The 14879-nt window shown below is 65.1% G+C and carries 10 protein-coding genes; 5 read left to right on the top strand and 5 right to left on the bottom strand.

Annotated features, from left to right (window positions below):
- Window positions 1-12: 12 nt before the first annotated feature.
- Together WC597_RS07675 and WC597_RS07670 are read right to left on the bottom strand one after the other, a co-directional pair.
- Complete coding sequence (locus WC597_RS07675; protein WP_372692757.1) at window positions 13-1659, bottom strand: DUF5597 domain-containing protein; 1647 nt, start codon at window positions 1657-1659, stop codon at window positions 13-15.
- Between the two features lie 76 nt (window positions 1660-1735).
- Window positions 1736-4624 carry a TonB-dependent receptor gene (locus WC597_RS07670; RefSeq protein WP_372692755.1) on the bottom strand — a complete coding sequence of 963 codons (2889 nt, stop codon included), beginning with the start codon at window positions 4622-4624 and terminating at the stop codon, window positions 1736-1738.
- A 287-nt stretch (window positions 4625-4911) separates the two neighbouring features.
- On the opposite strand from WC597_RS07670, the gene WC597_RS07665 reads away from it, so the two are divergent.
- Both WC597_RS07665 and WC597_RS07660 read left to right on the top strand, forming a co-directional pair.
- On the top strand, window positions 4912-6423 hold the full coding sequence (locus tag WC597_RS07665; protein WP_372692754.1) for a tryptophan halogenase family protein: 1512 nt from the start codon (window positions 4912-4914) through the stop codon (window positions 6421-6423).
- Entirely contained in the window at window positions 6420-7931 is a 1512-nt protein-coding gene (locus WC597_RS07660) for a tryptophan halogenase family protein (RefSeq protein WP_372692753.1), read from the top strand. Before WC597_RS07665 ends, WC597_RS07660 begins: the two co-directional genes overlap by 4 nt.
- Before the next feature lie 19 nt (window positions 7932-7950).
- Here WC597_RS07660 and WC597_RS07655 read toward each other — a convergent pair whose 3' ends face one another.
- The 3 genes from WC597_RS07655 to WC597_RS07645 form a co-directional block, all read right to left on the bottom strand.
- A complete protein-coding gene (locus WC597_RS07655; RefSeq protein ID WP_372692752.1) occupies window positions 7951-9735 on the bottom strand; it encodes an IlvD/Edd family dehydratase in 1785 nt (594 codons plus the stop codon).
- 75 nt (window positions 9736-9810) lie between these two features.
- Window positions 9811-10560 (bottom strand): SDR family NAD(P)-dependent oxidoreductase, encoded by a 750-nt coding sequence (locus WC597_RS07650; RefSeq protein ID WP_372692751.1) that lies wholly within the window; start codon window positions 10558-10560, stop codon window positions 9811-9813.
- A 133-nt stretch (window positions 10561-10693) separates the two neighbouring features.
- On the bottom strand, window positions 10694-11467 hold the full coding sequence (locus WC597_RS07645) for an IclR family transcriptional regulator (protein ID WP_372692750.1): 774 nt from the start codon (window positions 11465-11467) through the stop codon (window positions 10694-10696).
- A gap of 187 nt (window positions 11468-11654) precedes the next feature.
- Between WC597_RS07645 and WC597_RS07640 the strand changes: the two genes are divergently transcribed.
- The 3 genes from WC597_RS07640 to WC597_RS07630 are packed head-to-tail and all read left to right on the top strand — an operon-like array spanning window position 11655 to window position 14756.
- The gene (locus WC597_RS07640; protein WP_372692747.1) at window positions 11655-13229 is read left to right on the top strand and encodes a sodium/sugar symporter; all 1575 of its coding nucleotides are present in this window, start codon (window positions 11655-11657) and stop codon (window positions 13227-13229) included.
- Window position 13230: 1 nt separating this feature from the next.
- Window positions 13231-14118, top strand: coding sequence for a 2-dehydro-3-deoxygalactonokinase (locus WC597_RS07635; protein ID WP_372692746.1), 888 nt, complete (start codon window positions 13231-13233; stop codon window positions 14116-14118).
- A complete protein-coding gene (locus WC597_RS07630; RefSeq protein ID WP_372692745.1) occupies window positions 14115-14756 on the top strand; it encodes a 2-dehydro-3-deoxy-6-phosphogalactonate aldolase in 642 nt (213 codons plus the stop codon). Before WC597_RS07635 ends, WC597_RS07630 begins: the two co-directional genes overlap by 4 nt.
- The last annotated feature ends 123 nt before the right edge of the window (window positions 14757-14879 follow it).

The following is a 14879-nucleotide window of genomic DNA, read 5'->3' as shown; positions in this document are numbered from 1 at the left end:
ATTTTCAAGGGATCAGTAGGTGGCGGTGACGACGCGCAGCAGGCGCGGTCGATCGGTGAAATTCAGGCCGTAGTCCGTCTGGTCGCCGTTCCAGATGCGTTCGAAGACCCATTTGCCGGCGTCGTCGAAACGGCCCTCCTCATAGCGAACGACCATGCGGCGCTTGCCGTCGGTCGAGGGCTTGGCGGCGAAGTCGATACGGGCGCGATGGGCCGTGACGATGAACTCACCCGGCGCGACCTCGGCGATCAGGGCGCCGCCGTTGGGCTTGTCCGTACCCGGAACGTCGGCGAGCGGGCCGAGCCAGGTCCAGTCGGGCTGACCGAACTGCCAGCGGCGATAGCCGACAGTGGCGGTCCAGTCGCCCAGGTCCAGTGTCTGGGAGGCGCGGTCGTCGGGTTCGGAAACGCCCCAGACCTTGCCGGCAAAGGCGGCGCGCGCCCACACCCGCTGCCACGGCGCGATCAGGCGATAGGCGTCGCGGAACGGCGTCAGGGCCTTCTCGTCGACGACAGGTGCGCCCAGCGGATAGTTGGCGTAGCCGGTGTAGTCGATGCCGAACGGCGAGAAGCCTATGCCGCCCCGGCCCAACACCGAGAACAGATAGCGGGCGTAGGGCGCGTCATTGCCCGTCTCGGCCACGAACAGGGCGTTGTCGGGCCGCGCATAGCGATCCAGATGGCCTTCGTAAGTGCGGGAATCGCGATTGTAGATGTCGGGGCTCAGCATAGCGATGGACGGCGCAGCCGCCTTCCAGACATCGAACACGGGCCAGACCGGGCCGCCCGAGGCATAGTTGGTGGGCGCGGTGCGCTCATGCGGATCGGGCAGCGCGGCGTTGACGTACATCGGCAGCGGATATTCGCGCAAGCCCGCCTCGGCGACCGTGTTGACGTAGGTTCCGATGGACCATGCGTGGAAGAACTCTTCCGCCTCTTCGCCGAAGACAGCGGACCAGGTTCCGGCCGCCCTGCCCGTCCGGTCCAGCAGCGTCTGTGGCACGGGGCCGTCGAAGGCGGCCTGGGCGGCGGGAGAATAGTCGCGCACCGAACCGTAGGTGCCGACCTCGTTCTCTGGCTGGGCCATGATGACGGTGCGCTGGCGCTCGTCGATCTGGCGGATATGGCGCATCAGGGCGGCGAAGGCGCGGGCGTCGGCGGCCAGCGTTTCATGTCCATAGGGCGACATGGCGTAGGATTCCGTCCCGTCCTTCTGGATCAGGTGCGGGAACCGCGTCGGGTTCAGCTTGACCCAGGCCGGCGCATATTTGGGCGAGGTGTTCTTCCAGGTGCCGAACCACAGGATGACCAGGCGCACGTCATTGCGACGCGCCTCCTGCACCAGGTGATCGACGAAGGAGAAATCGAACCGGCCCTCGACGGGCTCGATCTGCTCCCAGGCGATGGGAACCTGAACCGTATTGGCGCCCACGTAGCGGATCGCCGGCCAGGCCTCGACCAGGGGCGCGGGATAGTTGGTCGAGTTATTGACCTGGGCGCCGAGAATGGTGAAGGGCGCACCGTCGACCATCAGGGCGTGACGACCGTTCTGCTCGACCAGTTGCGGGATCGGCGACTGAGCAAGAACCGGCGAGGCCGCTGCGGCAACAAAGGCCGCCACGGACAGGGTTGCGGTCAATCTGCGTGCGAAAAGGCCCATCGCCGCCTCCCAACGTCGACAAGAAAAACAATCGGGGCGCCGACGACTGCCGACGCCCCGCAAGATCAGACCGGGATCAGAAGGCGGCGCGAAGCACCACCGCGACCCGGCGATCGGTATCCACCCAGTTGTACGGCGGCTTGCGGGTCTCGTTGCCCACCTTCAACACGGTCCGTTCGTTCAGAATGTTGGTCGATTGGATGCCGATCTTAACGCGCGAAGTCAGGTTGTAGAAGATCGAGCCGTCCAGCTGGCCATAGTCGCTGGCCCATACCGGGGCGTTGATGTTCGCCGCCGAGGTGGTCATCAGATACTCCTCGCGCCAGTTGTAGGCGAGGCGCGCCGAAATGCCGTATTTCTCATACAGAAGCGCGGCATTGTAGCTGGTCCGCGACAAACCTTCGAGCGGCAGAACGGCGCTGGCTCCGGCATTCTGGTCGCCGCTGAGGATGTCCTGGCTGGTATTCCGTCCACCGCTGCTGTCGACGTAGGTGAAGTTGGCCTGGACGCCCAGTCCGCTGAGCGGCCCTGGCAGGAAGTCGTAGAACTGCTGATAGGCCAGTTCGAAGCCGTCGATCTTGCCCTTGTCGCCATTGGTGTAACGCGTGATCAAGAAGTCGTTGGTCACACCGCCATTGGTGAAGGTCTCGGTCGAGTTGCCCGAGAAGATGTAGTCCTTCAGATCCTTGTGGAAGGCGGCGAAGGTGATGCTCCCGGTCGGGGCGAAGTACCACTCCAGGCTGAAATCGTAGTTGGTCGATTTCAACGGCTCCAGGTTCGGGTTGCCGCCCGTGCCCGTATAGGGCGTCGTCGGGTTCAGGGTGACGCCGTCGGGCTGGAAGTTGATCGACAGATTGGTGAACGGCTGCAGCTGATACATCTCGGGCCGCAGGATGGCGCGCGACACGGCGAAGCGCGCCTGAAGCGTATCCGTCAAGAAGGCCCGCAGGTTCAGGCTGGGCAGGACGTTCGTGTATTCCTTGCTGATGTCGGATCCACCCAGCGGACCACCGTTCACGAATTGACGCGCTCGGTTGAAGGCGGTGCAGTCGGCGGCCGGATTGTTGGCCGGAGGGCAGGAGGTGGTGATCGACGGCAGGGTGATGATCCGGTTGGAATCCGTCTGGGTCTTGACGACGCGCAGACCGATGTTGCCATCCAGACCGCGACCGAAGAAGGCCGTGTCGTTGCCGAAGCGGGTATAGACGTAGGCCGCCTCGGTTTTCTCCTGCAGGTCCGTGACGCCGCCGTTACCGCTGCCCAGACGATACGTGCTGAAGTCATTGGATAGCGGCGTCCAACCCCAGCCCGAACTCTGGGTATTCTTCAGGACATCATAGGCATAGGCCGTACCCTGGTTGAGCAGGCCGGCGGTCGGGAACCAGGCGACGCCCGGAACGACCGTGTCGCCACGGAAGAAGTTGTCGAAGCGATACAGGGTCGAGGAGTCCACGAGGCGCGGGTCCTGCACGCCGCCGGGGAAGCCGGTGTCGTCCAGATAGACCACGGCGCCGCCGCCGTTGCCCCAATACTGGTTGGACAGCAGACCCCAGTTAAAGCCGGTCTGACGGTTTGTGTAGTTCTTGTCTGTGGCACGGACGCCGAACTCGACCGAACGGAAGAAGTTGTTGTTCTGGAAGTCGTAGCGGGCGTCCAGGCGACCGGCCAGCTCATTGGCCTCGTTATCCTCGATGTGGTCCATTGCAGCGGCCCACCAATATTGCGACTTGTCTTCCATCGACCCGCCGGTGGAGGTGATGGTGGGCAGGTCTCCATCGATGGTGATCCGCATGTCAGGACGATCCTGCAACTGCGTGAAGGCGGTCATCGAATAGATTTTGGCCGTCGACTTCACATATTGCAGATCGCCGCTGAACGACCAGGCGCCGCCAGGCGTATATTTGAAATTCAGCGCGACATCGCCGGTCTTCTTGGTGTCGTCGCCGATACGGGTGTCAGTGTTGTAGTTGGCGTCGACGATGCTGCCCGACTTGAAGACGTTGTCGGCGTCATAGGAATAGGTCGAGTTGGGCGAGGCGATCGTCTCGGTGCCCATGGCGTATTCGACGTTGTAGGTGTCAGCCTGCGAACCCAGGGCCTGCAGGGTGAACAGCCATTGGTCATTGGGGCGCCATTGGGCGGCCAGCGCCACGGCGGTGCGCTTCTGCTCCCAGTCGATCGTGCGCCAGCCCATGTTCTTTGGAACATAGACGGTCTCGCCCGCCGTACCCGTGCCGTCCGCGCTGGCGTTGCCGGCGTTCAGGACGATAGGATCATAGCGGTCTGTGGAGATGCTGTCGGTGCGGTTGCCGACGTTGGAGACGCTGACGTTGGCCAGGAGGCCGAACTCGCCGAAGCGAGTGTCCCAACGGTCCGAGCCAATGACGCTGCCGGACCAGAAGCCTTTTTCCGACAGGTCGCCGTAGTTGTAATCGGCGTTGACGGCGAACAGGCGGTCGGCGTTGTCGAACGGTACGCGGGTGCGCAGGTTGATCGTGCCGGCGATGCCGCCTTCGATCATGTTGGCGGCGACGTTCTTGTAAACATCCACGCCGGACAGCAGGTCGGCCGAGACATCCTCAAAGCTGAGGCCGCGACCGCTGGCGGCGGAGAAGATGTCGCGACCGTTGGTTTCGGAACGCACGCCCGACAGGCCGCGCACGAAGACACCGCCGCCTTCGGCAGCCAGACGGGCGGGGTCGCGGGCGGAGTTGGTGCGTTGCAGGGTGATGCCCGGGATACGTTGCAGCGCCTCGGACACCGAACGGTCCGGCAGGGCGCCGATATCCACGGCGGTCACCGAATCGACGATGACCTCGGAATTCTTCTTGATGGCCTGGGCCGAACGAAGCTGGGCGCGGATGCCGGTGACGACCACTTCATCGACCGTAGTCGCGTCATCCGACTGGGCCGGATTCTGTTGGGCCAACGCACCAGTCGGCAGCGTCGCCGCGACTGTAAGCAACGATGCTCCGCACAACAGAGCGACGCGACGCACGTGATTTTGACGAGACATGTGTCTCAGAACCTTCCTGCTGGTCGCGCCCGTCGCTTATTGGCGACTGGGGACGACATCCCTCCCGAAGTGAGGTCGTGCACCATTCGGTGTCATGACCACCTTTCAAGGATGCACAAGTTTTCATGCGTTGAAAAGTGTTTTCTGATAGCGCTACCACAGATGGCGAATGGTCAACGTTCGGCTAGGATACGATGAAGCACGATCGGCGAAAAGCCGGCGTCGGGAGGACAGGAATGGACGCACGGACAGAACAGGTGCGCCACGTCACGATTGTCGGCGGCGGCACGGCGGGATGGATGGCTGCGGCCGCGCTGGGCCGGGCGTTCACGCGCTCGTCGGATCTGGCGCTGAAGATCACCCTGATCGAATCCGAGGCCATCGGCACGGTGGGCGTCGGCGAGGCGACGATCCCGCCCATCCGTCAGTTCGTGCAGATGGTGGGCCTGTCCGAAGAGGATTTCATTCGTTCCACGGCCGCGACCGCGAAACTGGGCATCGCCTTCAAGGACTGGACGGCGCCGGGTTCGGAATATTTCCATGGCTTCGGCGACTATGGTCCCATCGTCGCCGGACAGGCCTGGCGGCAATATCTGTTTCGCCTGAAGGCCGCCGGCCGGATCGACGGCCTGGACGCCTGGTCCATGCCCACCGCCATGGCCCGCGCCTGCAAGTTCGCCCCGCCGGTCGAGGACAGCCGTTCGGTGCTGTCCCACTATTCATACGCGTATCAGTTCGACGCGGGCCTGTTCGCGCAGCGGCTGAGGATGCTGTCGGAGACGTTGGGCGTCGTGCGGCGCGAAGGGCGGATCACGGGTGTGGATCGCGACGGCGAGACCGGCCTGGTGCGGGCCGTGAAGCTGGAAGACGGTGGCGAAGTCGGGGCCGACCTGTTCATCGACTGCTCCGGCTTCAGGGGACTGCTTATCGAACAGGCGATGCAGGCCGGATACGAGGAATGGACGCAATGGCTGCCGTGCGACCGCGCCGTCGCCGTGCCGTGCAGTTCGACCCTGGCGCCCGAGCCCATCACCACCGCCCGCGCCCGCGAGGCCGGCTGGCAATGGCGCATTCCGCTGCAGCACCGGGTCGGCAACGGCTATGTCTATTCCAGCGACCATGTGGACGACCAGACGGCGCTTGACGACCTGCTGGGTCAGATCGAATCGGAACCGCTGGCCGAGCCCAATCGCCTGAGGTTCGTCACCGGCCGCCGGCGCGAGGCCTGGAAGGGCAATGTAGTATCGCTGGGCCTGGCGTCGGGCTTCGTCGAGCCGCTGGAATCGACCAGTATCAACCTGATCCAGACCGGCATCGGGCGACTGCTGGAGATGTTCCCCGACCGCAGTTTCGATCCGGCCCTCATCCGTGAATACAATCGGCGTTCGGCCCAGGAGTTCGAGCGCATCCGCGACTTCATCATCCTGCACTATCACCTGGCGGGTCGCGCAGGGGCGATGTGGGACCGATGCCGAGAGACGGCGCCGCCCGATACGCTGATGGAGAAGATCGAACTGTTCCGTGCGCGGGGCGAGATCGGGCTGCTGGAAGACGAATCCTTCCGCGAGGATAGCTGGACCGCCGTCTTCACGGGCCTGGGGACATGGCCGAGACGGGCGTCGCCCTTGGCCTGTATCGACGATCTCGACGACGTGGATCGCCAGGCGCGACAGTTCGCACAGCTGATCGAACGCGCCGCCGCCGCTCTGCCCGCCCATTCCAACTATTTCACCGGTTACGCCCGATGACCCCTGCCCCGCTGAAGCGCATCCTGATCGTCGGAGGCGGCACGGCAGGCTGGATGGCGGCGGCCGCCCTGTCGCACGTGACGCGGGGCACGGTGAAGGTCGAGTTGGTCGAGTCCGAGGCCATCGGCACGGTCGGCGTCGGCGAGGCGACCATCCCGCCGATCCTGCTGTTCAACCAGTTGCTGGGCATCGACGAGGACGCGTTCGTCCGCGCCACCCAGGCGACCTACAAGCTGGGCATCCAGTTCCATGACTGGTTCCGAAAGGGTGAGAGCTATTTCCATCCGTTCGGCGTCTATGGGACGCGCATCGATGCGGCGTCGTTCCACCAGTACTGGCTGCGGCTGAACAAGGCGGGGCTGGACGACGACCTGGGGGCCTATTCGGTCACGACGGTGGCGTCGCAGATGGGCCGTTTCACCCGGCCCGACAGCGATCCGCGCGGCGTGGCGTCACAGATGACCTACGCCTTTCATTTCGACGCCGGCCTTTACGCCAAGTTCCTGCGTCAGCGCGCCGAGGCGCAAGGCGTGGTGCGCCATGAGGGCAAGATCGCCGACGTGGTGCTGCGCGACGGCGACGGCTTCATCCAGTCGGTGCGGCTGGATGACGGGCGCGAGCTGGAGGCGGACTTCTTCATCGACTGCTCGGGCTTCCGGGGGCTGCTGATCGAGGGCGCGCTGAAGACGGGCTATGAGGACTGGACTCACTGGCTGCCCGCCGACCGGGCCGTGGCCATGCCCTGCGCGCGCGTGGGCGACCCTACGCCCTATACCCAATCGACGGCGCTGGAGGCCGGATGGCGCTGGCGCATCCCGCTGCAGCATCGCACCGGCAACGGCTATGTCTATTGCAGCCCCTTCATCTCGGACGATGAGGCCCAAGCGAAACTGCGCGCCTCACTGGACGGCGAGGCCATGGCGGATCCGAATTTCCTGCGGTTCACCACCGGACGGCGTAAGAAGACCTGGAACAAGAACTGCCTGGCCCTGGGCCTGGCGTCAGGCTTCCTGGAGCCGCTGGAATCGACCAGCATCCATCTGGTGCAGTCCGGCATCTCAAAACTGCTGCTGCATTTCCCGGACACGGGCTTCGCCCAGGCCGACATCGACAACTACAACCGCCAAATGCAGGTCGAGGTCGAGCGGATCAGGGACTTCATCATCCTGCACTATCACGCCACGGCGCGGGACGATTCGCCCCTGTGGCGGCACGTGCGGTCCATGGACGTGCCCGAGACCCTGAAACAGAAGATGGATCAGTTCCGCAGCCGGGGCCGCGTCTTCCGTTATGACGACGAACTGTTCCAGGAGACGAACTGGATCGCCGTCCTCCTGGGCCAGGGGGTGGTCCCGGAACGCCACGATCCGATCACGGAAACCATCCCGCTGGATCACATCCGCCATCGCCTTCAACAGATGAAGGCGATGATCTGGCAGGGCGTCGAGCGGATGCCGACCCACGACGCCTTCATCGCCGCCCACGCCAAGGCGCCGCCGCTGCAATAGCGGCGACGCCCTCAGCGGATCAGTGGTTGTCGCGCGGCATGCCGATGGTGTCGACGATGCGGTGGTATTTGACGGCCGGCTCCAGCACGGCGCCGGTCTCCAACTGGCCGACAACCGCGCGCTGCATCTCCTGCCACGGCGTCTGCGAAGCGGGGTATTTGTAGCCGCCCGCCGCCTCGAACGCCTGGCGGCGCTCGGCCAGTTCCCCGTCCGGGATCAGGATGTCGGCGCGGCCGGTGTTCAGGTCGATGCGCACCCGGTCGCCGGTCTTCAGCAGGGCGATGTTGCCGCCCGCCGCCGCTTCCGGCGAGGCGTTCAGGATCGAGGGCGAGCCGGAGGTGCCGGACTGACGCCCGTCGCCGATACAGGCCAGGGCGCTGACGCCCTTCTTGATCAGGTAGGCGGGCGGCCGCATGTTCACGACCTCGGCCGCGCCCGGATAGCCGATGGGGCCGGCGCCGCGCATGAACAGCAGGGTCTGTTCGGTGATGCCCAGGCTCTCGTCGTCGATGCGGTGGTGATAGTCCTCCGGCCCGTCGAAGACGACGGCCGGGCCTTCGAAGGCGTTCAGGTCGTCGGGGTTGGACAGGTAGCGTTCGCGGAACTCAGGCGAGATCACGCTCAGCTTCATGATGGCCGAGTTGAACAGGTTGCCGGTGAAGACGACGAAGCCGGCGTTTGTCTTCATCGGGGCGTCGAAGGTCTTGATGACGTCGGGCAGGACGATCTCGGCGCCCTTGCAGTTCTCGCCGATGGACTTGCCGGTGACGGTCAGGGCGTCCTCGTTGATCAGCCCCTGTTTCATCAGTTCGGCCATCACGGCGGGCACGCCGCCGGCATGGAAGTAATCTTCGCCCAGATAGTCTCCGGCGGGCTGAAGATTGACCAGCAGCGGCACGTGCAGGCCTTGCGTCTGCCAATCCTGCAGCGGCACATCGACGTGGGCGTGGCGGGCAAGCGCCGTCAGGTGGATCGGGGCGTTGGTCGAACCGCCGATGGCCGAGTTGACGACGATGGCGTTGTGGAACGCCTCCTTGGTCAGGATGTCGGACGGTTTCAGATCCTCGCGCACCATCTCCACAATGCGCAGGCCGGTCTGATAGGCGACCTGGGCGCGCTCGCGATAGGGGGCGGGAATGGCGGCCGAGCCGGGCAGCGACATGCCCAGCGCCTCGGCCAGCGAGTTCATCGTCGTCGCCGTGCCCATGGTGTTGCAATAGCCGACCGACGGCGCCGACGAGGCCACCAGTTCGATGAAGCCGTCGTAGTCGATCTCGCCGGCCGCCATCATCTGGCGCGCCTTCCAGATGATCGTGCCCGACCCGGTGCGCTCGCCCTTGTGCCAGCCGTTCAGCATCGGGCCGACGGACAGGGCGATGGCGGGAATGTCCACGGTGGCGGCGGCCATCAGACAGGCCGGCGTGGTCTTGTCGCAGCCGATGGTCAGGACGACGCCGTCCAGCGGATAGCCGTAAAGGCTCTCGACCAGACCCAGATAGGCGAGGTTGCGGTCCAGGCCGGCGGTGGGACGTTTGCCGGTTTCCTGGATCGGGTGAACCGGGAACTCCATGGCGATGCCGCCTGCCTCGCGAATGCCCTCGCGCACCCGTTCGGCCAGGACCAGGTGGTGGCGGTTGCACGGCGACAGGTCCGAGCCGGTCTGGGCGATGCCGATAATCGGCTTGTCCGACTGCAGCTCTTTTCGCGTCAGGCCGTAGTTCAGATAGCGCTCCAGATAGAGCGCCGTCATGTCGGGGTTTTCCGGGTTGTCGAACCAGGCGCGGCTGCGAAGTGTCTTGGTCATTGATCAGGTTCTCGGGCCGCGAGGACAATGCGGCATATAATATTACAAATCGTGCAGGCGCAGTTCAACCCTTGATCAGGTCCAGCCGCCGTCGACGACGTAATGCTGGTTGGTGATGGCCCCGGCTTCATCCGAGCACATGAAGACGACGACGCGAGCGATGTCGTCGGGCACGAGCCGACGCTTCAGGCACTGGTTCTCGTAAATGTCTTTCTCGGTCTCTGGCGTGACCCACAGCGCAAGCTGGCGCTCGGTCATGATCCAGCCGGGGGCGACCGCGTTCACACGCACGCCGAACGGGCCGAAGTCGCGGGCCAGCGAACGGGTCAGGCCGATCACCGCCGATTTGGACGCCGTATAGGCGGGCATTCCACCCTGGCCGATGATCCAAGAGGTCGAACCCAGGTTGACGATCGCCCCCTTGCCCCTTGCCTGCATGTCCGGCAGCACGGCTTGGGCGGCGAAGAACTGGTGCTTCAGGTTCACGGCCATGCGGCCGTCCCAATACGCTTCGGTCACCTCCAGCGTGGCGTGACGCTCGTCGTGGGCGGCGTTGTTGACCAGGATGTCGATGGGACCGAAGGCGCCGCGCACCGTGGCGATCGCAGCCTTCAGCGCCGGAATGTCGGTCAGGTCGCAGGCGACGAACAGGGCGCCCTGCCCCAGCTCGGATTGCAACTTGGGACCGCGCACCGTGTCGATATCCAGAAAGCCGACGCGGGCGCCTTGGGCGTGGAAGGCGCGGACGATGCCTTCGCCGATGCCGCCGGCGCCGCCGGTGACGATGACGGTCTTGTCCTTCAGGTCGGAGTAGATGGCGGCCATGATCGTTCGCGCGCCTCCCAGACGCCTCACCGTTGATTGGTGATTTGCAATCTTTCACAAATGAAAGTCGTTACCGTCCACAAAAATGGCGTTGGTCGGGGCCTCTGTCAACGAGGGAGTGAATCTCGCCCGGTCAGGCCTGGGAGACGGCGCCCATCTGTGTCGAGATGATCGTGGTCGCGCGCACCAGTTGGGCGGCGGCCTCGTCCTTGGTGCACAGCATCGGCGCTTGCTCGATGAAGGGGGTGATCAGGGTGGCGATCACGCCGTCCGACCCCATTATGGGCGCCACCAGATCGGTCACACCCTTCACGAAATCGCTGGCCCTCTCGACGTAGGGGCCCTGGGTCATCGCCTTGGACCGACTGGCGAAGTCCTCCACCGCCTTGACGCCGAACAATCCGACCAATGTCTCTTGCAGATGCGCCCGGGCCCGTTCGTTGGCCCGCGAATAGAACATCAGGCCGGAGGTGGCGTGCAGAATGCTGCGCCGGTAACCGATCCGCACCGAATAGCCGAGGTCGCCCGGGCTCTCGATCCGGGCGATGACCACGATCTGATCGCCCGACGGCACCACAAGGTGGCAGGACTGCATGGTGCCAGACGCCAGATCCCGCATGGCCGGCATGGCGACATCCACCAACGACTTGATCGGCGCCTGGGTCATGCCGAGGGTGAACAGGCGGTTGGTCAGGCGATAGCCGTCCGACGACTGTTCGATATAGCCTCGGAACTCCAGCACCTGGATCATGCGGAACAGTTCGCTGACCGACCGGCCCAGAGTGACCGACATCTGCGACGGCGTCATCGCCTCGCCTTGGGACGACAGCAGTTCGAGCACGTCCAGGCCCTTTTCGAGGGCGGGGGCGCGATATTTGCGGTCGTCGGTCGGATCTTGGTCGGTCATGAGAATCCTGTGGCGAGGTCCATAGGCTAACGGCGGCGCTCGCCTCGGTGAAGCCTGCGGCGCAAGCGAGATTACATTATCGCGGGTGAAATCGCTACGCACATATAAAAAGCCGTTGCGACAGACTGACGCCTAACCTAGGCTTCTGCGCGAGCCCGAACCAAAGGGCCATGTGGGGGAATGCACCATGTCGCTTGCGGGCATCGATCTGGCGATCCTGGCGATCTACGCCGTCTTCATCTTCGGCCTGGCCCAGTGGGTCTCGCGCACCAAGAAGGGCGAGCAGAAGACCTCCACCGACTATTTCATGGCGTCCAAGAGCCTGCCCTGGTGGGCCATCGGCGCCTCGCTGATCGCGGCCAACATCTCGGCCGAACAGATCATCGGCATGAGCGGATCGGGCTATGTGATCGGCCTGGGCATCGCCTCCTATGAGTGGATGGCGGCGCTGACCCTGTTGATCGTGGGCAAGTTCTTCCTGCCGATCTTCCTGCGCAACGAGATCGTGACCATGCCGCAGTTCCTGCAGCAGCGGTACGGGCCGACGATCCGTAACGTGATGGCCGTCTTCTGGCTGCTGCTCTACGTCTTCGTGAACGTGACCTCGATCCTGTGGCTGGGCGCCATCGCCGTCCACACCGTGACCGGGTTCAACCAGGATTACGCCATCGTCGCCATCGGCGTCTTCGCCCTGGCCTATCAACTGTGGGGCGGTCTGAAGGCCGTGGCCCTGACCGACATCGTGCAGGTGGCCCTGCTGGTCTGCGGCGGGCTGATCATCGGCTTCATCGCCCTGTCGACTATCGGCGGCGCGGGCGGCGCCGTCGCCGGCTTCCAGACCCTGCTGACCGAGTTCCCGGACAAGTTCGACATGATCCTGTCCAAGGACAGCCCCCACTATCAGGAGCTGCCGGGCATCGCCGTGCTGCTGGGCGGGCTGTGGGTCATGAACATCAGCTACTGGGGGTTCAACCAGTACATCATCCAGCGGGCGCTGGCCGCCAAATCGCTGCCGGAAGCGCAGAAGGGCATCGCCTTCGCCGCCTATCTGAAGCTGCTGATGCCGGTGATCGTGGTGCTGCCGGGCATGGCCGCCCTGATCCTGGCTCCCAACCTGTCGGCGCCGGACCAGGCCTATCCAACGATGATGAACCTGCTGCCGGTGGGCCTGAAGGGTCTGGTGTTCGCGGCCCTGATCGCCGCCATCATCGCCTCGCTGGCGTCCAAGGTGAACTCGATCTCGACCATCTTCACCCTGGATCTCTACGCCAAGATCCGGAAGGACACGCCCGAGCATCAGTTGGTCACGGTCGGACGTATCGCCGCCGTGGTCGCCGTGATCATCGGCATCCTGACCGCCCGCCCGCTGCTGGGCGGCTTCGACCAGGCGTTCCAGTTCATCCAGGAGTTCACCGGCTTCTTCACCCCCGGCATCGTGGTCATCTTCATGCTGGGCCTGTTCTGGAAGCGCGCGTCCGAAGCGGGCGCCCTGACCGCTGCCATCGGCTCGGTGGTGCTGTCGGCCGTCTTCTGGTGGTTGCAGGAGACGGGTCAGTTCATCTTCCCGTTCATGAACCGGGTCGCGGTGGTGTTCGTCGTCTCGCTGATCGCGGCGGTGATCGTGTCCCTGCTGGTCCCGGCCAAGCCCGACGCGATGAAGATCAAGCTGGACAAGATCAGCTACAAGACCTCGTGGGGCTTCAACCTGGCCGGGGTCGGCGTGATCGCCTTCCTGATCCTGGTCTATTCGATCTGGTGGTGAGGTGAGCGGTGCGCGCCTCATCGGAGTCGACTGGGGCACCAGCAATCTGCGCGTCATGCGGATCGCCGAGGGCGGCGCGGTGCTGGACAGCCGTTCCGACCCTCGTGGTGCGGGCGGCCTGACGCCGGATCGGTTTCGCGGCGTACTGGACGAGGTCGCCGGCGACTGGCTGAACGACGGCCTGCTGGTCCTCGTCAGCGGCATGGCCGGGGCGCGGGGCCGGTGGCGCGAGATGGCCTATCTGCCCTGCCCGGCCGGCGTCGCGGACCTGGCGACGGCCGTGGCCAGCCCTGACGACGCGCCCCACGTCTCCATCGTGCCCGGCGTCGCCGTGTTCGAGGACGGCCGCCTTCAGGACGTGGTGCGCGGCGAGGAGACCCAGGTCTTCGGCCTGGACGCGCCGGACGACGCGGTGGTCGTCGGCCCCGGCACCCACAGCAAATGGATCCGCACCGCAGGCGGCCGGATCACGGGTTTTCGCACCTTCATGACCGGCGAACTGTTCGCCGCCATCCGCAAGGGCACGATCCTGGGCGCCGACATGGGCGATCCCGGCGTGGACGACGACGCCTTTGCGGACGGCGTGGAGCGAGCCTTGCGCGATCCCGCCGTCACCGCCGCCCTGTTCTCGGTGCGGGTCGAGGGCCTGGCCGGACGCCTTTCGCCCGCGTCGGCGGCCGACTATCTGTCGGGCCTGCTGATCGGGGCCGAGGTGGCCGCGCAGATCGACGCCAACCACCGCCCCGTCATCCTGATCGGCGCCGAGGCCCTGAGCCGCCGCTATGCCGCCGCCCTGGCGCAGGGCGGTTTCCACGACGTTCGCATCGCGGACGGCGCCGCCGCCACGGCCAAGGGTCTGTGGCGCATTCACGAGGCCCTATCCCGATGACCCCTGTCTCTATCGAAAGCCTGGACGCCCTGCCGCTGATCGCCATCCTGCGGGGCCTCACGCCCGACGAAGCGGTGGACGTGGGCGAAGCCATCATCGCCGCAGGCTTTCTCTGCCTGGAAGTACCGCTGAACTCGCCCGAGCCGCTGGAGAGCATTCGCCGCCTGCGTCAGGCGCTGGGCGGTCGCGCCCTGGTCGGGGCGGGCACGGTGCTGAACATCACGGCAGCCCGCGAGGTCGCAGAGGCCGGTGGCCAGCTGATCATCTCGCCCAACACCAACACCGACGTGATCCGCGAGACCAAGACCCTGGGCCTGCTGTCCCTGCCCGGCTTCTTCACACCGTCCGAAGCCTTCGCCGCCCTGGACGCCGGCGCCGATGCGTTGAAGCTGTTCCCCGCCGAGATCGCCGGTCCGAAGGGACTGAAGGCCGTTCGCGCCGTCCTGCCCGCCGCCACGCGCGTCTATCCGGTCGGCGGCGTCGATCCCGACAGCATGGCCACATGGCTGGGCGCCGGCGCATCGGGCTTCGGCATCGGCTCGGCCGTGTTCAAACCGGGTCAGACCGCCGATCAGGTCGGTCGGCAGGCGGTTCAGTTCGTAACGGCGTGGAACGCGGCGCAGACGGCGCAGGCCTAGGACGAATCGACATTCACCGCATCCAGAGCATGGAGGCGGCGATGTGGACGAAGGAGAGGTAGTGACGCGCCAGCCTGTCGAACCGTGTGGCGAAGCGTCGGAAGTGCTTGAGCTTGTTAAAGC

It is taken from the genome of Brevundimonas sp., from assembly GCF_041648115.1.
Taxonomy (GTDB): domain Bacteria; phylum Pseudomonadota; class Alphaproteobacteria; order Caulobacterales; family Caulobacteraceae; genus Brevundimonas.
Note: the sequence above shows the minus strand (reverse complement) of the source record. Positions and strands in the feature narration are given on the sequence as shown.